The sequence below is a fragment of the Psittacicella hinzii genome, assembly GCF_003585935.1.
Taxonomy (GTDB): Bacteria; Pseudomonadota; Gammaproteobacteria; order Enterobacterales; family Psittacicellaceae; genus Psittacicella; species Psittacicella hinzii.
The window spans coordinates 1-22,921 of record NZ_NRJG01000039.1 but is presented as its reverse complement, the minus strand read 5'-3'; the positions used below and the strand labels follow the sequence as shown (position 1 = coordinate 22,921).

Annotated in this window: 13 protein-coding genes; 4 read left to right on the top strand and 9 right to left on the bottom strand. The window is 36.1% G+C overall.

Features of this window, described 5'->3' with window-relative positions:
* Positions 1 to 1,121: 1,121 nt before the first annotated feature.
* On the bottom strand, positions 1,122 to 1,244 hold the full coding sequence (locus CKF58_RS08640) for a hypothetical protein (protein ID WP_281270670.1): 123 nt from the start codon (positions 1,242 to 1,244) through the stop codon (positions 1,122 to 1,124).
* A gap of 1,050 nt (positions 1,245 to 2,294) precedes the next feature.
* Here CKF58_RS08640 and CKF58_RS02655 point away from each other — a divergent pair.
* Positions 2,295 to 3,779, top strand: coding sequence for an aldehyde dehydrogenase family protein (locus CKF58_RS02655; protein WP_119530631.1), 1,485 nt, complete (start codon positions 2,295 to 2,297; stop codon positions 3,777 to 3,779).
* A gap of 801 nt (positions 3,780 to 4,580) precedes the next feature.
* On the opposite strand, the gene CKF58_RS02650 is transcribed toward CKF58_RS02655, so the two are convergent.
* The 4 genes from CKF58_RS02650 to CKF58_RS02635 form a co-directional block, all read right to left on the bottom strand.
* Positions 4,581 to 5,216 (bottom strand): hypothetical protein, encoded by a 636-nt coding sequence (locus CKF58_RS02650; RefSeq protein WP_119530628.1) that lies wholly within the window; start codon positions 5,214 to 5,216, stop codon positions 4,581 to 4,583.
* Between the two features lie 12 nt (positions 5,217 to 5,228).
* Positions 5,229 to 5,945 carry a hypothetical protein gene (locus tag CKF58_RS02645; RefSeq protein WP_119530625.1) on the bottom strand — a complete coding sequence of 239 codons (717 nt, stop codon included), beginning with the start codon at positions 5,943 to 5,945 and terminating at the stop codon, positions 5,229 to 5,231.
* Between the two features lie 294 nt (positions 5,946 to 6,239).
* Positions 6,240 to 7,385, bottom strand: coding sequence for a hypothetical protein (locus tag CKF58_RS02640; protein WP_147397196.1), 1,146 nt, complete (start codon positions 7,383 to 7,385; stop codon positions 6,240 to 6,242).
* A gap of 276 nt (positions 7,386 to 7,661) precedes the next feature.
* The gene (locus CKF58_RS02635; RefSeq protein ID WP_119530620.1) at positions 7,662 to 8,327 is read right to left on the bottom strand and encodes a hypothetical protein; all 666 of its coding nucleotides are present in this window, start codon (positions 8,325 to 8,327) and stop codon (positions 7,662 to 7,664) included.
* Positions 8,328 to 8,933: 606 nt separating this feature from the next.
* On the opposite strand from CKF58_RS02635, the gene CKF58_RS02630 reads away from it, so the two are divergent.
* Positions 8,934 to 9,386, top strand: a complete 453-nt coding sequence (locus CKF58_RS02630; protein WP_119530617.1) for a flavodoxin domain-containing protein — start codon at positions 8,934 to 8,936, stop codon at positions 9,384 to 9,386.
* A 156-nt stretch (positions 9,387 to 9,542) separates the two neighbouring features.
* On the opposite strand, the gene CKF58_RS02625 is transcribed toward CKF58_RS02630, so the two are convergent.
* Complete coding sequence (locus CKF58_RS02625) at positions 9,543 to 13,232, bottom strand: BspA family leucine-rich repeat surface protein (RefSeq protein ID WP_119530614.1); 3,690 nt, start codon at positions 13,230 to 13,232, stop codon at positions 9,543 to 9,545.
* Positions 13,233 to 15,262: 2,030 nt separating this feature from the next.
* Here CKF58_RS02625 and ald point away from each other — a divergent pair.
* Together ald and CKF58_RS02615 are read left to right on the top strand one after the other, a co-directional pair.
* The gene (gene ald, locus CKF58_RS02620) at positions 15,263 to 16,375 is read left to right on the top strand and encodes an alanine dehydrogenase (RefSeq protein WP_119530611.1); all 1,113 of its coding nucleotides are present in this window, start codon (positions 15,263 to 15,265) and stop codon (positions 16,373 to 16,375) included.
* A 1,910-nt stretch (positions 16,376 to 18,285) separates the two neighbouring features.
* Complete coding sequence (locus CKF58_RS02615; RefSeq protein ID WP_119530608.1) at positions 18,286 to 19,617, top strand: sodium-dependent transporter; 1,332 nt, start codon at positions 18,286 to 18,288, stop codon at positions 19,615 to 19,617.
* A gap of 642 nt (positions 19,618 to 20,259) precedes the next feature.
* Here CKF58_RS02615 and CKF58_RS02610 read toward each other — a convergent pair.
* The 3 genes from CKF58_RS02610 to CKF58_RS02600 all read right to left on the bottom strand — a co-directional run bounded on the left by CKF58_RS02610 (position 20,260) and on the right by CKF58_RS02600 (position 22,468).
* Complete coding sequence (locus CKF58_RS02610; RefSeq protein WP_119530605.1) at positions 20,260 to 20,646, bottom strand: hypothetical protein; 387 nt, start codon at positions 20,644 to 20,646, stop codon at positions 20,260 to 20,262.
* A gap of 423 nt (positions 20,647 to 21,069) precedes the next feature.
* Positions 21,070 to 21,633 (bottom strand): hypothetical protein, encoded by a 564-nt coding sequence (locus CKF58_RS02605; protein WP_119530602.1) that lies wholly within the window; start codon positions 21,631 to 21,633, stop codon positions 21,070 to 21,072.
* 403 nt (positions 21,634 to 22,036) lie between these two features.
* Positions 22,037 to 22,468, bottom strand: a complete 432-nt coding sequence (locus CKF58_RS02600) for a hypothetical protein (protein ID WP_119530599.1) — start codon at positions 22,466 to 22,468, stop codon at positions 22,037 to 22,039.
* Between the last annotated feature and the right edge of the window lie 453 nt (positions 22,469 to 22,921).

Here is a 22,921-nt window from a genome sequence, read left to right as displayed (position 1 = left end):
AATCAGTAGAGTGGCAAGCTTTTAGTCCTAGAATAGCAAGTATTAACCATTAGAGTAGCAGGTCCATACTCATCTTGTGCAAATTGCGACTAAAAAGAGTATAATGAGCAAGCCTAAAAAGCTAAAGGAGCTTTTTGCATCCCTCCTCAGCTTTGCAGTGCGAGTTTATAAAGTTTTATAAACTCTCCGTAAATCTCATCTCTGCCAAGATGAATTTACGTTCCTAGTCGAGTTAATTACGCTCATCTAATATTATTTAGGTAATTAAGTTAAGAGGTAAATTAACATGATCTTTCTTGCACTAGCAGGAATTAGTTTATTTGTAATGTTTAAAATTTAACTGCCATTAAAGTTTAAACAGTTTGAACTAATCTAAGTAATTTACATTCGTAACATCAGTTGCGTAGCTTACATCAATTACTTTAGTAATTCTATCTCTAAAATAAGAGTCAAAATAAGCAAGAGTAATTTACTTAATATTCCGCAAGGCACAGGAAACATGACAGGTTTTTACCTGTACCTATCTCTACAGCTATGCCTAAGCAACATAGACGTAGAAATATGTTCGAAATGATGAACCCAGAGATCTTATTCTCTGGGTTTTTCTTTTGGCAAAAATGATTACACCTCACACTTCACACCAACAACCACATTTCAATCCCGTATACTCTAACTTATCTTCCCTCACTCGTAGGCGCTCCCCATACACCTAGACTCTACTGCCCTCATACCCAGTCTCCACTTCCCTGGCGTCTCAACACCTAGCCTCCTTGCGTGAGTTTGTATAAGCTGCAACGTGACTTCTCAACACTTATTCATAGTCCTAAAAACCTGTTGAGCTGTACCCCAAAAATGATACAAATTAAAAATAATTTAAATAATCGTATTTTTTGTGAAAACTTACGTTTGCTTGTGAAATTTATTCTCAAGATGTGAATTTGACGCTAAGTATTGTTTTTTCGGGGTTAAAAACGTAAGAAGAAATTGAACATTTTGATCGAAAAGCTACCTATATTTTTACCGATTATTCAATGGTTTAAGTTGTGATTTATAGTGTGTTTTACAAAGTTGTAAAATTTTAGGTACTACTTACGTTTTACTTGCGTTTTAAATCGGCATATTTAGGCACATATATCTTTATCTATTGCGCTTATTGCCAAACTTTTTTTCACATTTTTAGGCAAAATTGCTAATTTTTGATTGATTGGATCAATTTCATCAAAATATTGTGCAACGGATGCCATAAATCTAAGAAAAAAACGCCTTGTTGTAATTTTTTCAATTATTGCCGCCTATAATAAAGGAAAAGAAACAAGTTAAAAGATTAATGCCTACTAATTTATTAGATATGCATCATTGCTTTAGGCATAAATTTAATGACTGCTGTAAAACTCATAGTTAGTTTTTATTTTTAATTTCTCCTAACCTAAATGAAATAAAGCTTTTTTAGCGACACTTTTGTTTTTAGTTCCTTACTTCTAACAACTTATTTCCTTATCTTTGCCGTTAGAAGTAGAGGAATATTTTCCGAACTTGTTGCTTAGGGTTCTATTTCTGCTCTTAAGTATCTATGACACTATTCCTATAGTTAGACAGACTTACCCTACTTAAGAGATCGGTTTAATTGCTTAAGCAAGTGGTAATTCTCTTATCACCTACTTAGCAACAGGCTGGCAGCAGGGAAATTAAACTTAACTCTTACTTTTTAAGTATTAGCTAAGTTTGCTTGTAGTGATTAACTAAGTTTTGCTTTTAGGCATTCGCTAAGTATTGCTTTTTACCTAAGCTTAACTAAGTTAGTAACAATCTCCTTAAGAGGTACTACAACTAATTGTGTACTCCTAATGGTCATTTAAGTTTAGTCTAACAACTGTTTACTCTTTTACTCCCTTTTCTTAAAGTTATACTTCAACCCTCTAACTTGTTTTAGAGGAAATAAATAACTTAAGATCCTCTTGGTTTTTTAGCTTTGCTAAATCCATAAACTGGCACTAAAAGCTTTCACGTCAACTCTTAGTTCTTGTTGATTTACTGTTACTCGTACTAAAGTTACAATCCCCCGTCAGTTTTTTATTTCTCTCTTATACCCCCTAAAAGCTGCGTTTAGGTGCGCCTAATTAAGTGAACGTAGCAAGAGTGAAGTAATAAGGCTTTCGTGCTTTTAGCTACGGTAAAGCTTAGTTTATCTAAGTCTACTCTCTAGGTTGGCAACGGGCCGAGTCCAACCTAGAAACGCCAGTTTACCTTTAGTTGCTAAAAAGTTTTATTTCATGCTTAGTCACGGAGACTGTTGTATGTCAAAAAATTTAGATGTATTTGCAAAACACTATGGCTTACTCATTAATGGTGAATGGACAAATGGAGTTGAAGGTAAAGCTTTAACTTCGTACAACCCAGCAAATGGTCAAGCACTTGCAACCTTCGTGGATGCAGCTGATGCCGATGTAGATGCGGCAGTAGCTGCTGCGACTAAAGCTTTTGAGACTTTCTCAAAAACTACTAAAGCAGAACGTGCAGCTTTATTAAATAAAATCGCTGACGTAATTGAAGAAAATTTAGAATTATTTGCCTTACAAGAAACTCTTGATAATGGTAAACCAATTCGTGAAACTCGTGCGGCTGATATCCCATTAGCAGTAGAGCACTTTAGATACTTTGCGGGTGTGGTACTTGCTGAAGAAGGTACAGTAAACGATATCGATCAAGAAGACTTATCGATTGTCTTACGTGAACCTATTGGGGTAGTAGGACAGATTATTCCTTGGAACTTCCCATTCTTAATGGCAGCTTGGAAAATCGCTCCAGCTTTAGCTGCAGGTTGTACGGTAGTAATTCACCCATCTTCAACAACTTCATTAAGCCTTTTATCTTTAATGGAAAAAATTAACCCATTATTACCAAAAGGCGTAGTGAATGTAATTACTGGTAAAGGTTCACGTTCTGGTGAATACATGCTTAAACACCCAGGCTTTGCGAAACTAGCATTTACAGGTTCAACTGAAATCGGTCGTCGTGTAGCTGTAGCAGCTGCTGAGCGTTTAGTACCAGCAACTCTAGAGTTAGGTGGTAAATCAGCAAATATCTTCTTTGATGATTGTCCATTTGATAAAGCACTTGAAGGGGTGGCTAAAGGTATTCTTTTCAACCAAGGTCAAGTGTGCTGTGCTGGTTCACGTATTTTCGTACAAGCTGGCATTTACGACAAATTCGTAGAAGCAATTAAAGGCGAGTTCGAAAAAATTAAAGTTGGTCTTCCTTGGGAAGATGATACGGTAATGGGTGCTCAAATCAACCAAAGCCAATTAGATACTATTCTTAAATATGTAGCTATTGGTAAAGAAGAAGGTTGTCGTGTAATTACCGGTGGTGAACGTGCAAACAAACCAGAATTACAAAACGGTGTGTTCATGCTTCCTACTCTGTTAGAAAGTAAGAGCAACAAAGATCGCGTAAGCCAAGAAGAAATTTTTGGTCCAGTAGCAACCATTATTAAATTCGAAACTGAAGAAGAAGTAGTGAAAGCTGCAAATGATTCAGTGTATGGTTTAGGTGGGGCAGTTTGGACTAAAGACTTAAGCCGTGCGATTCGCGTAGCTAAAGCCGTACAAACTGGTCGTATGTGGGTGAACTGTTATAACCGTTTACCAGCTGGTGCACCATTCGGTGGTTATAAAGAATCAGGAATTGGTCGTGAAACTCACAAAATGATGTTAGATGCTTACACGCAAGTAAAAAACATCTACATTAGCCTACGTGAAGAACGCGAAGGTTTCTATTAAAAAGCATGGTACTTTAGTTACTAACTAAGTATTACGATCGTTGATGTGCGCAGCCTCCTAGGAGTAAGTTTTTTACTCCTAGGAGTGATATCTAAGCTTCTCTAAGCCTGGTCATACTTAGAAAACTTTCTTAGCCAAGCATAAGCATCAACATAAGCATATTCTAATAATATTCACATAAACATATTCTCATAAGCACATACTCATAATCTAATTTTCTTAAATCTTTACCTCTTAACTTAAAGCAAACCTAGAGAAAAGTTATAAAGCGGTTCTCTCTTAAGGTAGATTAGATAAAAAAGCCTTGCCATTAACTTAAATTTAAACTAGGTGGGAAAGAACTAGCTTTAAATGCAAGTGCAATGTTCTAGCCAAAGCTTTTCCTTATCCGATTTATCTTAGATTCATTTCTCTAGTGCCGTTTTTAAGTTAAGCAGCAAAAATCTTAATACCAAATTCGTGCCATCCTAAAAATAGCGCTTTTAAGGAATTAGTTATGGGCGAGAGCTTATAGTCTATTGCTCTCTGAAGCACAGAATTTGCTTGAGTTGCACTACTTTAGTTGTCTAACTTTAATAGTACAGCTTTAGTAGCACAGCTTTGGTTGTCGCTTAGATTGCAAACAGCAAACGATTGTTAATGTTTAGTCCTAACCTGACACTGACTAGAGTCCCCAAACTTTTTATGTTCTTTTCTTACAATTTTAGAAGCTTAAACGCCTTAAGCCCAAGTGTTTATTACTTGGGCTTAAGTCTGTTTAGGTATTTGCCTTATGCTATAAATTACTAGCACTTATGTGTCTTACTGGGTAATGCTAATCCCATAATACAATTTTAAAATACGATTAGCTTCACTATCAGGATCTTCAACCTTACCAATAGCACGTAAGAAACGATCTGCATTGGCACTAAATTTACGTGCTAGATCGGGATTCATTGCTACTTGATTGAGCTCGCGAATAAAATCATCTGGCAATTGCGCTAAAAGAGTAAACACTTTAATTAACATGGCACAATTGTAACGATAGGTTTTTACGCGCATTGGACTTTGGTTGGTACAAAAATCCACATACTCATTTAAGTATTGGCTGTAAGTTTGATTAGCTGCAATTGGTTTATAAGAAGTTAGTTGATTGTTCTGTATCGCTTTAAGATAAGGACTAAAGCTTGGCACAGAACTCACTAAAATCTGCACTAAATCACGCTTAGTAAAGTTAGTGTAGTAATTTAATTGCTTTTCTATTTGGGTAATACTGCGCTGCATATCTATATGCAAAGCCGATAAGTCTACCGAACCATAATAGTAATCATAGTCGGTGACACTTAATTGCGGATTTTGCAGATATTTATGGGTAAAAAAGTAAGTCCCTGCTTGGCTTGGCATAATGCTCACTATCCCTAAACCAACTAGTCCTACTAGACGCCATAGTTTTTGCATAAGTATTCTCGATTAACAATTAGTACCTAATTGATAACTACAGGTTACAACACGGCGTTCTGGAGCTCTTACTCCAGAGTTAAAGTACCATTGCAGTAAACTGTTAGTCGGATCATCAAAGTTACGTAGTTTACGACGTAAAGCTACTAATTGCGCAGGATAATCTGGACCTGGACGTCCGCGGGCAAAGAAATAAGGATCGCCTTCTATATACTCTTTAAATTCGGGTAAAGACTCAAGGATTTTTTGGTAGCGATAAGCTACGGAGCAACTGTAACTGTAATCAGTTACAGCAAAACCATTAATCTTACACCAATCAACTAATTCATTTAAATAGGTAATAAAGCCGACTTTTTGTTCTTTGAACACTTCGAGTTTATGTCCGGTGGTATTGTAGTATTGCGTCACTAAAGACGACATGCCATTAAAAGGCGTTAGTTTAGCTGGTAAGTAGGCAATCTCGTACTGCTGATTAGTAAGAAAATCACGTAAACGCGCAAAGTTCATTTGCATTAAGGTGTGAAACTCTTCTAATTCTGGAGCTGACTTAAAGGCTAAAGAGTACACGTACATACTACGTGAATCTTGTTCATCAAAAGCCAACTTATTGATCAGAGCCGGTCTTGCCCATGGAGAAGAAGTGTTGAAAAAGTAGCCAGCATAAGAGCTAGCACTAATGACACTTATGAATGCTACACTTAACCAGCGACTAAAAGATACATGCGGCATAAAGTTTAACCATAAATTTTCGCCGTTAAACTTATCGCCTGAGCATTACTGCTAGGCGATATTATCTATTACCACCTGAGGTACGTTTAAAAACATATGTTTAAAAGTCTGTTTAAAAACGTCCTTGTGAGGTGTGGTTTAATGTAGTTTTTAATGTGTTTATTACTGTTTAAAGAAGTTTATTACAGCTTATTACAGTTCTATGTAATTGACTGTAATTTACTTTTGTTTACTGCAATTGACTTTAGATTACTGTAATAAGCTCTAGTTTACTCTAATTTACTCGTGCTGGCCTTATACCGGAGCGCGAGAAAACGAGCTTAGCTTGACTGCTGATTTCTTAGGCTCAGTTGCTGGTTTAGTAACTTGTAACTCTTTAAACTGGGCATGGTAAATACTTGCCAGTTTAGCTATAAAGATATTACTGTCCGGACTTTTTAGAGCTTGTTGTAGGAGTTTGGTTAACTCATGTTCGACCTGCGAGTCCGATTTACCACTTGGCGCATAAGCATACTGGCTTACTAGTTGAGCACCGTTTTGTGGTAAGTTAAAAACTAAATCTGCAAACTGATAATTGAAATAGCAAGCAAAAGCTAAAGCATCATCACGAATGTTTTGTTGACACCAGTAATAGTGCTCACTAATATAGGTTAAGAATAATTTATTTACATCATAAGCCGGAGGCGTAGATGTAGCGCCGTAGTAGTTACTCCAACTGATTGCCCATACTTGAGCAATCTCATCTTTAAAATAACCAAAGTTAGGCATACTTAAAAGTAAACGCACAAAAGTCGGGATATCTACGGTCTGTCCATAGAGGTAACTATAGAGATTGTTATAGTAAGTTTGCATTAAAAAATGCAAACGTTCAATTGACACATCGGATTTATAGTTCGACTCGTAGAAATTGGCCGTTGGATACTGTTGGTGATAAGGATCTTGATTAATCCGGAAGAAGTGATTAACTTCAGTTACCGGATATACAACTTTATAAGGAGTAGCAACAATCGGCAGTTGCTTTTGAAAAACTAAAGCTAAGTGGCAATCTGAAAGTTCGGGTAAGGTTAAACTATATTTAACATTGTAACTTAAAACATACTTTGTCCCTTTGCGCGGTAAAACTATTGACGCTTGGGGATTACTCGGAATGTCTTGAGTTACACTTACCATTGAATAAGGTAACACTAGTGAAGGACTAGGACTAGTGCTTGGAGTTTGATCCCGCTCGTTAGTCTCTTGTGGCTTAGTTGGCGTTGGTTGGGATGCTGGCTGTGCTGCTGGAGAAGGTTGCTTCTCATCAGCTAAAGCACTACCATTTAGACTAAGCAAGCCCATACTTAAAACTGCAACTAACCAAGCCTTAAGATGCTGTCCTTGATTTCTCACTAGAGAAGATCCAAGAAGTATTAAGGTTAAGAGTTGAGAGATAAATATTCTCATACATCACCTAAAAAACAGGTAAAGTTCTGTTTGTCGAGAAAGCAAAAGTCTTACACAATACTTTAAAATACCTCAGCGCATTACTTACGTAAGTCTTATTTTAGTCATGTTACTTTAGCTATTCATATAACTTTGTATTGATGACTTTGTATTGTTTCGGTAACTAAGTTGTTAGATTACTAGGTAACTAAGTAGCTATATTACTGATAGATATGGAACTAGATAACTATCACTAAAGATCTCTAAAGATCTCTAACAACCACTAACTATCACCCACTATAAGGTAATACTAAAACGACTACTGTAAGTAATAACTCCAGAGTTAAAGTATCTCTTTAAAGCAGTATCAAACTTATTACCGCGGATCATGGCAAAGATATTATCAATTTGCGTACGTAGAGTAATGTCCGAGTAGAGTTTTTGATAGTATTCAGGATCAAAAGCTCCTAAATTTAAGGCTTCGAGTACTTGCGGAGGCATTTGTTTAAAGGCTTCAAGTAAAGCTTCTGCTGTATAGCATTGAAACTGTAAAGGATTTTTAATGTGCTCATGACACCATTGAGCTTGTTCGCTTAAGTAGATCGAGAGCACTTGTTTAGGATCGATCTGGATATTCTTACCTGCAGCAGTACGAATTACAGCCAGATAAGATTGGATTTTAATGTCATAAGTAAAAATCCGAATAAAGTCATCGGTAGACTTAATAGGATTGTTATAAAGGGCATTGTAAACTTTAGAGTAATAACTCTGCATAATCATATGCAAGTTTACTAAGCCTGAATGCGTTTTTTGGGGATTGACTGTATCTTGTACTACGGTATTAAAGAAGATGCCTGCTTTAGCTGGTGCTGCTAAGCATAGACTACTCGCAAGAGTTAAAAGTCCACCCCAACGACAAGTAAGTCTCCCTACATGTCGGAAAAAAGAATATAAGCTTTGCATCCTTTGAAGAAAAGATAAGTTAAGCTAAAAATCGGAAAATGCTAAAGTTCATTTCTAGTGTTCATTTCTAGTTCATTACTAGTGTTCATTCCTAGTTCATTGCTAGTTACTGATCCTAGAAAATGACTTTACGCCCTTAGTTAGATTAAGGGATAACTAATTATGGATTATTATATCTAAAATAGCCGAAACTATCCTAGTAGGGAAGAATGAAAATTTTTCACTTCCCGCAATGTGCCTTTAAAATAAGTCAATTGTCGCTTATTTTTACACATCTACCTATATTCTAGTGCTTTTTATCGAGTAAAGTAGAAAAATCTGCATTTATGACAGGAATATGTGACACAAATCACATTTTTAGATTAATCAATTTGAACTGTCCGATCAAGATCTACCGCTATTTTTACCCGTTTAGCCGTAAAATCCCGTATAATCAGAAGTAAAGATAAATCGAGTTCGATGTAGGGTTATACAACTTCTGTTCGTCTGCATCCCACAATAACTCCTGTTTATTTTTTACCTCCTACAAGCAATTCTCTTCTTACTCTTAGTATTTTATCCTCTTCTTTCTTGCTCAAGACTTGAGCCTTATTGACTGGAATTGATATGACATTTTACGTAATTTCAGGTAGTACTTTAGGTACGGCTGAAGCCGCGGCTGAAAGTATTGTCGAAGAATATAATCAACAACACCCAGAAACTCCCGCTAAAGTTTTACATAGCCCAAGCTTAGAAGCTATTGCTGATGCAACGCGTTTAGTAGTGGTATGTGCTTCTTATGGTGCAGGTGAGTTCCCTGATAGTTTTTACCCTCTAGCACAACAAATCGAAAAAGCTGATAAACCTTTCCCGCAATTAGAAAAACTTCTACTTATTGGCGTTGGTTCATCAGACTATGATACTTTCAATGGTGCAATTGATTTATTAGCGAATATTTTTGCGGCTAAAGATATTCATCCAGTTGCAACACCAGCGAAAATTGATATTGTTGAAACCTTTGAACCTGATGTAGCAGCCGTGGATTATTTTAATCTGCATGCAGATGAGTTTTTAGCTTAAAGTTTGATATAGTTTAGCTAGAGTTAAACTAGACTAAAGCTAAAGCTAATCTAAATTTAAGCTTTAATTAAGAATGAACTATACGTAAAAAGTGAGCCTTTAGGGGCTCACTTTTTACGTATGGATTAACTCATAGTGATAAGCAATACTAATAGCTTACTCTTGCTCTACCCACATATAACGTTGACTTTGCATTTCTTCTGCAACTTGCGTTTTAAAATATTGATGTAATTCACGAATTTCTTCGGAACTTGGATTTTCGTTTACCAGATTTAAAGTGTCGTGGCTACGACGAGAAAGTAAACGGATTCCTGCTCTATATCTTACATCTAACTCTGCTGCTAAAAGAGTTTCATCAACATCATTGAGGGCATAGTAGTTTTGCCAATCAGCCGCAATATTAAATTGTTTTACTTGCTCTTTATGTAAATTAGTGTGCATAAACATCCCTACATAATTTTCTAATGGCGGGAAGTGCCAATTAGATGGATCATCTTGCACTTTACAATTGTAAAAAGCTCCAGAAGCAAAACGTAATTGCGGGAATTGCCAATGACTAACACCGGTTAGAGACTGCACATCTAAAAAAGCTCCCGTAAGATCTTGCACACGGCTTAAATCCCAGTTAGAGAGTTTAACAGCTACATGTGGGATCTTAGCAAAGATATAACTTAAGTTTGCTAATCCCTCAATGGAGATAAAACTTAGATCCATGCGCGGTTCTAAAGCTAAAAGCGCTTCTAAGAAACGACGTAAACTCCAAGCATTGCTAAAACGCAGTTTACCACCTACAGCAACAAGTTCATTCCCATTAGGTTCTGCGCTTAGTTTATGTGCCTTACTTTTAGCTTCTGCGCTTAGTTTATAAGTAGCGATTAGGGCTTGCACTAATTCTTTACTTAACTGACTAAACTGCACATCAACTAGTTCTGTACCTACAGGTAAAGAAGTATACTCTTGGGTACTATAGAGTTCACTAGGATACTGACTAACCATGGCTGGTAATAAGTTTACAAACCAAGTTAGGTTGTAATTATAAGACGTACCTATTAACCAATGATGTGCCATTTGCAGTTTAGGTAACCAGATGCCATTAAGGTCTTGCTTAAAGTTAGGAGTAAAGGCTAAGAAGTAATTAGCATTCACTAATGCCGGTAAGCGCCAAGCACTTAAGTCTTGGTTAAACTCACTCATGGCAAACATTCCCATAGCTCGTTCGAGCTTAGGTAAGCGCCAGTTACTTAAGTTCTGGTTATAAGCACTAAAGGCAAACATTAAATTCGCATTTACCAGTTTAGTAGTATCCCAAGTACCTAAGTATTGGTTAAAGTTACTATAAGCAAACATTTTTTCTGCTTGCTCTAAAGAACTAGTTACCCAAGCACTTAAATCTTGGTTAAAGGTTGACCCCATAAAAGTTGAGATTGCCGAATTAACGCGGCTTACGTCCCAAGCACTTACATCACCATTAAAGTTAGTAAAGGCAAAGGCATAATCTAAGTTTTCTAGGCTCGAAGTTTGCCAAGAGCTTAGATCTCTGGTAAAGCGACTTTTAGCGAAAGCGGCTTTGAGGTTAGTTAATTGACGGACATCCCACTGACTAATATCACCGTTAAAGCTACTACCAAAAAACAGCATTTGTGCTTGCTTAACTTTACCGGTTTGCCATTGGGAGATATCTCCATTAAATGGCGTACGAGTAAAGACATAACTTAAGTTATTAAGTTCAGAAACATCAATAAAGTTTAAGTCTGCTTGCCAGTTTTGTAAAGTTTTACAATAATCCCGGACAAACATACCTAAAGACAAATAGTCGGTAAACTTAAGACTAATGCCAGTTTGACTCAGATCTTTTTGATAGAGTTCGCCAAAGGTTTTCTGATCGTAACGTGGGTTGAGCGGTAACTTCGCCATATACTTAGCAAGAGCAGCTTGACGCGCTTGTTCATCGGCTAAGGTCATAAAATCAGGCTTAGCGGTAATTGGCGTTGGTTTTAAGGACCCTAAACTAACACCTTGCGCTAATTGTTGCTGATATTGACTTAACTTATCCCAGATTTCTGATGGATAGATACTACACTCGTCTGAGGTACGGAACGTATCACAATCATAATGCTCGATATGTGGTAAACACCAATGATCGACACTATGATTGAAGTAAGCACTAGCAAAAGTACTACGTAAATCTTTTACTTGTGTTACTTGCCAAGTATCTAAAGGCTGGTTAAATAAGCTATAGGCAAAAGTATAAGCTAAAGATTCTACTTGTGCTACTTGCCAGTTATTTAAAGGTTGGTTAAATAAACCGGCATAGAACAGATATGACATATCTGTTACTTTACTTACGTCCCAAGTATTTAACTCCCCATTAAACCATGAAAACGCAAAAGTCCCTTTCATGCTAGTTACTTGACTTACATCCCAAGCACTAATGTCAAAGGTATAAGGTAAGTAGGCAAAGACACCATCTAAACACGTAAGTTTACTTACATCAATAAAGTTCAGATTACGATAAGGAGTATGTTGCGCATACGCCATAATAAAGTTACGTAATGCCTGATGATTAGTAAAACTTACTTGCACTTGAGCAGCATACAGATCAATGTCTTGATATTGAGGGGCAAGATCTTCATAAGCTATGTCAGTAAACTGGTGCAGCGCTTGCCAAGTAGTTTTTGCTTTCTTAGATTGGGTTGCAAGATCTTGCTCGCGCTCTTGAGTATAAGTTGCAACCGTCGGACGTAAATTCTGCTCATGACGAGTAGAGGCTAAAGCTCGCTCTTGCGCTACATACTCTTGCTGAATAGCAGCACGTTGTGCCAGCGTTAAGGTTGGCTGTTTATTACGCTGACTTCTTAAACTGCTCTTATCGAACTTATAACTCTCAAGCTTGTTATTTAGATTAGACTCAAGCTTACTATTATCGAGCTTGCTACTATGCTTGCTACTATCTAGTAAACTCTTATCGAGTTGCTCATTATCTAACTTACTTGCATTAGCTAAATAAGCATCTCTTACTTGTTGATAGAGCTCACCATTAGAGTAGATTTGGGCTTTAGTAAAGGCACGACTTTGCGCCGCTTGTAATTTACTCGAAATGGCTTGTTTAATATTTTGGTAACGTTTTTGGTAAAAAGGCCAAGACAATAATGCTCCTTGTTGGGCAATATTGTTCATGCCTTGAATAAAATACGGATAAAACTGCGTCTGACTTACAGATTGGGCGGTTTTACCATGTTGCTTACGCATAAAAGGTTGTACTTGCTCTAGTAAGCAATCCTTTTCTAAGGCAAAACCTGTTTCTAAGCATTCTTCACGCTGTTCTGAGCTTAAATCATGAAAAAGTTCTAAAGGCTTAAGTTCACCATAGAGAGCTTGACAGCCTAAATTATAGTGCGCTTGTAGTTCAAGTTCACTATCGAGCTGACGGTTCATACGTCCGCTAACTGCAACTTGGATTTTTTGATAGTGATCTTGCACAATAATTTCAGCTTGTTCTTGGTCAGTTAGTGCTCCTTCGTATAGGTCTTCAACTTCTATAAAGGTATAACCACTATAAGCATTTAATTCTTCAAGTGGTGTTAGATAACTAGTCGCAAATTCGTGCTCACTAAAATAATTAAAAGCAAGTAAGCCTTGTGCTACTTGCCATTTAGTTGTTTCAGCTGGCGTTGCAAAATCCGCAACCGCTAGATCCAAAGCACCCGCAAAGTCACGCACGGTACGTTGTAAACCAGCGCGCTTATGCGTTTGATAGGAAAACTGCCGATATAAACGTGAAAGTTTTAAGCCTTGAGCAAAAGAAAGCAAAGGAAAACCTTGAGGTGGGGTTTTATTTTTACTCATAAAGTATCAAAGCAGAAAAGACTATTTTAAGTACTAGTTTTTAGACTACCTTATACAAATACAAAGGCACTTCCTTAGCCTTAAAATAGTTAGCGCTTAAGTTCTGCGAACTTAAGCACATAAAAACGCGTAAACTTAAGCACCTTGTTTTAGAGATTACCATTGGCGGAGACCACTAAAAGCTGTGCTAAGTCCTAAATTCTTTTCTCATTATAGCCTAGCAATGATTAATCACCAAAAAGATCTTGCAAAAGTGTCGATAGTGACCACTTTTTTGTGCTGCTATTAGTAGTTATTTACATTTAGTTATGTAGAGGCTTCATTTTACAGCTGGATTTTGCAGCATAATGCCTGAACTTACTTTAAGTGCTATGTAAGTTTGCTTTAGTTAAAGTTTGGTTCAGGTTAAATTTAATTTTGGTTAAGCTCACTCGATTTAGATCAAGTTTGACTTAGTGGAAGTTTAATTTAGGTTTAGTTTTCTTTGGGTTAAAACTCCTGTATATTTTTTACATACTCCCTTTGGTTTTGTTGTTAAGCTAGCTAAGATTTAGATTGGTTACCTTGTTAAGTTTTGTAAGATTGAGATTAGATTTTGTTGTGAAGATTAAGCTCGATTTACTTAAAACCAACTAAAGTCTCGAACTCCAGCAAACCCACCGATTAGCGAGCCCATAACTAACAAAAGGTTGCTTTAACGCGTTAAATTACAACCTGTAGCTTCTCCAAAACACCATTCTACCTATCATTTTAAAACTAATGTCAGTTATTCTTGTAGACCTATTGTTATTTTATGTTACGGTAAAAGGAGAGGAAGAGTAAAATTTATCTTAAAAATGATGTAGTTATCTCAACTCTCCTCTAGCTAAAAATGTCACAAATTAACTTCCGATTGTATAGAGCAAATAAATTTAGGGATAGTTAAATTTAACTCAATTGAATACAAAAGTACGCAATTAACTCTCATACCAAGCTTGTATTTCTCTTGTAAAATCCTGCACATGCCCCATTTAAAGAACAAAATGATTGATCCAATCATTTAGTTATCGTAAATCTAAGTAGTCTAAGAAGGCATAACACGGCTAGTATTTTGGTCTGAGCTTGAGAATGAGATTAATTTTGCTCGCGCAGATGATCGTTTTTGTAAGTTTTGGCAAGCTAAACTTTCGTTACTTTCGTATTGCTAAATTTCAACACTAAATAATGGATTAATTTAACTCTCTAAGTTTTATTTGACATGTGTTTATGTAGCTATGGGAAATTAGCAAGCTTATGGGTGTTTGTATTCTCGTCAATTTGCTAAAATTCCAAGAAATTAAGCTAAAATTTTACTTGCATTTTTTGCAGCTTTTATTTATTATTATGTTTTTTTCAGAGCTTTAATTTTTAAGAGAAATTTATCTCCCTTAGGCGGTTGTCTCTAATGCTCTAGTTAGCTTAAGACTAAATCTTAAACTAACTTGTCTTATAGCAAGAACATAAATGTCTCTTGCAGCATAACTGCATTTTAAAGACTTCTGAAAGCGCACTAAGAAGAGCGCACTAAGGTAAGAAAATTTTTTGTTAAGTTTTGCTAAATTTGCATTCGTTTTAGGCATTTTTGATTAACTCAAACAAAAAATCGATAAATTTATCTGCAAAATTGTGTCTGGTGACGCAAATCACAACATTTGTTCGAGTACTACAGCTAAAAGCTTCTATAATAAAGGCGCAAGATAAGGAGACCTATTTTTCTCCCTATATGCATATTTATTTTTAGAGTTTTTAGGAAGTTCGAGTATCTTTATCTTTTTATTTCCTTAATCAAAAAAACTTTCCCAGGTAAAAATAAATAGCTCTTAGCTCGATTGCCCTAAATCCGTCGATTTTATACTTCATCCTCAGATTTAAGTTTGGTTTAAGTCGTGCAAACGTATTAAACCTCATTTAAATTATCTAAACAAAATCGTCATTTAGCGCCAGCTAAGCATATAGGATAGGAAAAATTGATTGCACATTTATCCTCCTCTATATAATAAGGAAGTTTTCTTATGATTATTGGTTGCCCAAAAGAAGTTAAAGTTCAAGAATATCGTGTAGGCTTAACTCCAGACAATGTAGCTGCTTATGTTGCAGCAGGACATACAGTATATATAGAAAAAGATGCAGGTACTGCTATTGGCTTTACCGATCAAGACTATATTAATGCTGGTGCTCAAATTACCGATAAAGAAACGCTTTTTGCTCGGGCGGAAATGATTATCAAAGTAAAAGAACCAATTAGCTCCGAGTTCTCTTACTTTAAACCGAATACCATTCTTTTTACTTATTTACATTTAGCAGCCGAAGAGCCGCTAACTAAAATGTTAATTGAGAAAAAGATCTCTGCTGTGGCTTATGAAACCATAACTACAGCTCAAGGTTTACCTTGTCTACAACCAATGAGCCAAATTGCAGGACGTCTTTCAGTGATTGAGTCTTGCAAATACAGCCAAAGTACCTTTGGCGGTCAAGGCTTACTCTTTAGTGGTGTTCCAGGCACTCCTAAAGGCAAAGTATTAATCCTTGGAGGCGGAGTAGTAGGTCTAAACGCTGCCCAAATAGCTATGGGTTTAGGTGCAGACGTTACGATTATGGATATTGATGCTAATCGTTTAGCGTATATTGATCAAATGTTTGATATGCGCATTAAAACTCTCTACTCAACTCGTCAAAACTTGCTCGCGGAATTACCAACAGCTGATGCCGTAATCGGTGCTGTGTTAATCCCTGGAGCAAAAACACCAAAATTAATTCGCCGCGAAGACTTAGCTCTAATGAAAAAAGGTGCCATCCTTACTGACGTAGCTATTGACCAAGGCGGTTGTTTCGAAACTAGTCGTGTAACTACTCATAATGAGCCCGTTTATACTATAGATGGAGTAGTGCACTATGCTGTGGGTAACATGCCAGGATGTGTTGCAAGAACTTCAACCATTGCCTTAACTAATTCAACGCTTAAATATGGCTTAGAATTAGCTGCTAAAGGCTTAACCGCAGCGGTAAAAGAAAATCCAGCCATTCGTGAAGGCTTAAATACGCATCAAGGTCATATTACATGTGCAGGAGTTGCGCAAGCATTTAATCTGCCATATGTAGCAGCCCTTGAAGCACTAGGTAGCTAATGCAAGTAGGCACGTAATTAGTGTAGAGTAAAGAATATCTATGCAATTGCGGTATCAGTTTAAGGCTAGTATTTGATCTTAAAACTAATCCTAAAGCTTGCTTATTGATTTGAGTTTTGAAGATTTACTTAAGATTGTACTTAAGGTTGTACGTAAGATTAGAACTTAACCTTCGTCCTTAACCTTAATCCTTAAACCTAGTCCTAATTGCTAGCTCAACCTATAAAAAATTTCTATAGTATTTTGTAATCGCTCTTAGTAAATGAGTTGACCTGACCTGGCCCCAGCTCAATTTGTTTACTAATGGCTTTAAGAAAGTAAACTCCTGTTTACTTTCGTCATAAACCTCTAGACTAGACTCTTGGTCAGAAATTGTTCTAGTTACAGGTTTATGTTACTTTTGGCTTATCCGCACTTATAACTTGTGGCTATCACTATTGCTTAAGCATATAAGTATATAGAGGTAACGGTAAATTATAGTTAAGGTTTTAAAGCAATTTAAAACATAAGTATAGAGTTCGCTTGGTACTTATCGGATAGGTCAAGTCGGTTGAAGGACACGACAACTTCGGGGCTTAAGTCCTTGTAATTCACTATATCTGGCCTATAGTGGATATCCAAAGCTACAAGGGTGAAGTTGGATGTAATTTACATTAGTGTCCTTTTTTTCTTCCGACCAGCTACTTCGACTTTACGTACCGGCATCAGGCTTTTAATATTAGAAGCAGCATGCTTGAGGTATTTATTTGAGACCAGCGATAGTCAAATTTACTTTATAGCTGACCCCGCAGTGGGTGCGTAAAGCTGAAGTATTTTTTATAGTGTTAGTAAGATTTTATCTTGTATAGCTTGATCTATAAGTTTTAGCACCACAAGCTTTAGAACTTGGAAGTTTTAGATTATAAGATTTAGCTCTATGAGATCTATCTCAGCCACGTGCCACTCTGTTTTCTTTCCCATATGGACTAAGTTAGTTCTCTTTTTTTATGCTCAGCGATCTTTATCTGCTTAGTAATAGTACTAGCTTAATCTCGTCTTTATTATTTGCTTTAGAAATCCTCGTTTTAAGGTAAATAATTCTTCCTCTCTATTTTCAGCTAAATTCATTGTCATTGTCTTGTCATAATTATTTTGTAAGAAGAGTCTTGTCATAAGCACTCCAGTATTACTTACAAGTAGTTTATCTCTGTTGATTTGTTGGTTTGTTGTAGCTTGCTACCTAGGTTTATAGTTTTGTAAGCATAAGCATGCTTATGGCTAAGTGCGTCTACAGTAAGGTATAGGTTCATTACTTACACCAATTTGCTCTCAGCCTTGCTCTTACCTCTTATCTATAGGTCTCTTATCACTATTAGATCTCTTAGCACTATTAAATCTCTTGGATCTATATAGTGAAAACTGTAACCCACACTTTGAGCCAAAACTACCCTCTACGCATTATTAGTTCTCTCTAGGGAATTATTGCCTTAACTTGAGATTGATAATTATAGATTTTTCTTATTTATGACGATTTATAATTATTTTAAGGTGAAAACCCTAAAGATTTTTCCCCCAAATCGTGAGTTTTACGGTAATATACTCTTTTTAAGAATTAATAATTACCGTGTAAGAATAACTTCTTACTCCTTTTCTAATAATGCATTAGAAACTCCGAGATAAAACTATCTCCCAGAATTTAGTTTAAGTGCTGCAATCTTGCAGCCTTCCCCTGAAAATAGTTATTAATAATTACAATATACATTGAGTGTACCTAGAGAAGACCTTAAGGCTTAAGCCGATTACTCTAGGAGGATAGCTTTACCCTCTGTATAACAAACTAGGCTAGCTTTAGTACAAAAGTTCAAATAAAAAACTCATGCAGCAAGCTTGGTTCTACAGATATCCTATCCGCTCAAGCCCAAGGAGTTAATATGACTGCTGAAAGACAAACCTGGTCCAGTCGCGTTACTTATATTTTAACGGTTGCTGGAGCTACTATTGGTTTTGGAGCAACATGGCGTTTCCCTTATTTAGTAGGACAAAATGGTGGGGGAGCATATGTATTGCTTTTCTGCATCTGTATGATTGTTATCGGGATTCCGATGATCTTAGTGGAAAATGTCATTGGACGTCGTCGTCAAATGAACTCGATCGACGCCTTTGGTGGTTCGGCTAATGGTAAGCCTATTTCCAAGTGGTGGAAAATAGTCGCTTACTCTGGTTTACTCGGCTGTTTTGGGATTATCGCTTACTACATGGTAATCGGTGGTTGGGTATTAAGATATATTTACGACATTGTCGTAGGTAATCTCGACTTAACAGCCAAAGCCATGGATGCCGCAACCACAACGGCTCATTATGAAAAAGCTATTACCAATTCTCCACTCAATATTTCTTTCTGGACTTTTATCTTCGTTGCAGTTAACTGGTTTATCCTTTCTAAAGGGATTATTGACGGAATCGAACGTTCAGTTAAGTTCTTAATGCCAGTGCTCTTTGTCTTCTTACTGATTATGGTGATCCGTAATCTAACCTTAGAAGGAGCAAGTGAAGGGATCAAATTCTACCTCCAACCGGATTTTAGTAAGATTACTCCTCGTCTGTTTATCTTCGTTCTCGGACAAGTATTCTTTGCTTTAAGTTTAGGTTTTGGGGTGCTGATTACGCTTTCATCTTATCTCTCTAAACAAGAAGACTTAGTTAAAACTTCAATTATTACTGCCATTGTGAATACCGTAATTGCAGTAATGGCTGGCTTTATGATCTTCCCAGGTCTTTTCAGTTTTGGTTTAGCACCAAACTCAGGACCATCTTTAGTATTCCAAACTCTACCTATTGTGTTTAGTCACATGTGGTTAGGTCCTGTGTTTGCGGTTATCTTCTTCTCGTTATTATTACTAGCGGCTCTAACTACTTCGATCACTTTATATGAAGTATTAATTACTGCCCTAGCCGAGAAAACTAAACTTAATCGTCAAGCTTCGATTGCTGTAGTATTATTAGGAATTTTCATTCTTGGTAATATCCCATCGGCATTTAATAGTACAATCTTTAATTGGTTCGACTTTGTGTCAGGTAATATTCTGTTCGTACTTACAGCTCTAGCTACATGTATTTTTACCGGCTATTGCTTAAAAGACGAAGCGAAAAAAGAATTATCTTACTGCGCAAGTCCAACCACGGTAAATATTTGGTTTAACTACGTTAAATACGTATTACCGATTATTATTTTCATTGTATTTATCTATGGCCTATTCTACTAAGCATTAAGCTAGATTTTAGTGTTATACTAAAATGGTCATTAGATCGACAAATCTATGACAAGAAGTCTTATGGATATAAGTACCAAACTCGCCGTTTGGTACTTTTTTTTTGCGCACAAAAAAACCTGTTAGTGTGGCCTAACAGGTTAACTCTAATTTTATTAACAATGTGATTTTTTGCGTATAAGTAATCACTCTTCACTTATATGCGATGAAAAGAACTTCCTTAAAGTAAGAAAGTTATTCGCTAGTAGTTCCCTAACTACTAAGACGAATGAGGTTCGTAAACTAAGATCTTGTCATCTTATCCGTTCGAACTCTAGGTTCAACTGTGACAGCTCGTTTACGCAAATTCTGGGTAGTGATACAAACTAAGTTCACTAATTTGCAGCACTCTTTTAATCTTATACCATTAAAGGGGATAACTTCTAGTCTTAGCAACATTTTTTAGGTAAAAATCTCGAGTTTGAGCGGCTTTACCGCAAAATCTTATGCGCGACTAGCTTTTTTCCTCGCAAAACTCACTTTCAGCGAGCTTGAACTGCGTTTTTTCAGGAAAAACTCCGAGTTTTACTCGGAGTAAATCGATTAAGATAAATTACTTGATGTTATGCAAATAAGAAAACTATAAGGTTTTTAAGCTTATTGTACTCTTTCTTTTAAATCAAATGCCATTAGCACTTGGTTAATTGTTTCTTTACTCATTTCCACTGGTGCTTTAACTGCTAAATCACCAAGGTTATAAGTTTGCATTGCAACAGCATCGTCGCTTTGCTTAATAATTACTAATCTTACAAGTTTTTGTTTAAATAAAGCACCATAAATCGGAGCGTTATTTACCTCAACTTTAACAATGCGTTCAGGAGCTTCACCTTGATACATAAAGCTTGGCATTTTATTTGCTGCAGAAGCGCTTTGCGCTGCTACAGGTACAGCCGCTGAACTTGGTGTATCAGCAAAAGCAGTTAACGGAGTACTAATCACTGCACCTAATAAAGCTAAAGCTGTTAATTTTTTACTTAAAGTCATAATTCATTCCTTAAAGCCAAAATTATTTAGTCAATGACTAAAAAACTGACTTATCTATATCGAAAATGGTGATCAAGCTTCTAAGGTTCTGCAACCTTCATTTTTGCAGTTTACCTTAGCAAGCTTATTTGTTTAATAAGAGAATCTATTTATTTTGTTGTTTGATGTTTTTCTTATTAAAATTATAGCGATGAATTTATAAATTTCTAGCTTTAAATGCGGATTACCACCGCAAGACATTGATATTTAAGCACAAATAAACAGCATTTAGTTGAGTGGTTGCTCAATTATATAGCAAATAAAAAAGATCACTTGATCTTTGGGTTATACAAAAGGAGTACTTTTTTAACCTGATTTTTTTACTCTGTAGAATATTACTCTATCTTTATGAGTATTACTTGCTTTTACTGCGACTTCGCTCTTTTAATTACAAGCTACGCTTTGCTCTAGAACCGGCTTTTCTAGAACATTAGTATGCTGCAGTTCTAGAAAACTAGCATCTAAACCTAATTGTTCAAGTAAATAATTAACTTGTTGTACTGAAGCATGATTAGCTACTGTAATGGTTAAACCACGTAAAGAATAGGTTGTAGCTTCAATATCACTATCTGTAACAGGAGCAATGACTATATATTGATCTCCTGCAAGTTTTTGATAAAGATATGCCATTAAAGGTTGCGATTCACGTTCAAGTACCGCCATTTTTGTGGCTGCAAAGCCATTAATTGCTAGTCCATTAAGTTGCGTAGTTGAGACTTCAACTTGACGTACTTGGTTATCCAGCATAATCTGCGCTTGCTTGTTGCTAGCTACTGTATTTGCAGTTGTATTTACGGGTGTATTTGCTGTTGTACTTATAGTTGCACTTGTTGTTGTAATAGTACTCGCCGCACTAGCTACTTGTACATTAGTTAGTGCAAACGCACCACTAACAACCATTGCTAAAGTTAAGAGTCGTTTACGTAAGGTAAAATTTGCTTTCACCATAAATTTTTTTCAGATATTTATATATAGATTTTCAAGATATTTAGCTATTTTAGGAGAGTAAATAGCTATTTGTAGTATGGAGCTTTAAGTTTATAGTTTTAGTGTGCGAATTTTGAGCTTTAGTCTTTACACTTCTACTCGCATATACGCCACATCCACTTTAAATTACAAACAGGACAACAGCGGTAGCATAAGCTACCGCTGTGCACTCAAAGCTATAAAATTTAACCTTTATGATCTGTACTAAGACATAAGGTAGGTACACTCTATAAAGTGTAGAAGAGTTTTACCTCTGATTCTCACTAGAACGCTTCTCTTAAGTTAATTCAAGCTTCTTAAGCGACCATCTTAGGTCAAGCTTTAATCTACTTTATGGCTCTAGAGAAATTATCTCGACGTAAAATTATTTTTTGTATTCGTTGTGTGCTTCTACAGCTGCAACAGTTACATCGATATCTTTAACTTGTGCATCAACTTCTAATTTAGCTAATACATCGTTAATTTGTGCTGCAGATAGGTTAGCTGGAGTAACTACAGTTAAGTTACCAACGTGTACATTTACTACTTGTGCTGGATCTTGTGCAGCTTTAATTACTACTAAGTTGTTGTTAACACCTTTGAATAAATCTGCTGATACTGCAAACTCACCTTCAGTAGCTTGTACTGATTTAGCTGGAGTATTGTATGCATCGCTAGCATTTAATACGATTGGGTGTGCGTTTAAGTTGTAGTATGGGTCGTTGCTTTTATCGTGTTCACCCATTGCAAAAGCTGAAGCACTTACGAATAAACTTGCTGCTACTAATACTGAAGTTGCTTTTTTGAATAATGACATGTTGTTTTCTCCAATTGTGTTTATTTATTTTGTGTTGTTATTTGTTTGTTATGCGTTATAAATTGCCAGCTTAAGCCCGAAGGAGTTTATGAACATTACTTAGTGGGCTTAAGGGCAAATAAAGACTACTCTGTGTTTATGTTGTCTATGCCGAGTAGTATTTATTGTGTTTTTAATTGTTTATAGAGGTAAAGTTAAATCACTTAAGTGGACTAAGCCGCATTAAGATGAGTTAAGTTAATAATGTTAAGTTATCGATTAGCGTTTTAATTAATGTTGATTAGGTTTGTTGTTTGTTAAAGAGGTTGTTTATCTCTTGGCATTAATTAAGACTAAATAAAAGATAACTTGCAAAGCTATAAAGCATAAGGAAAAAGTTTATGGTTTATAACTTTGTTGTTTATGTTTAGTTAGTTATGTTTTTGTTTGTTGTTTCTGTGGACTATTATAGAG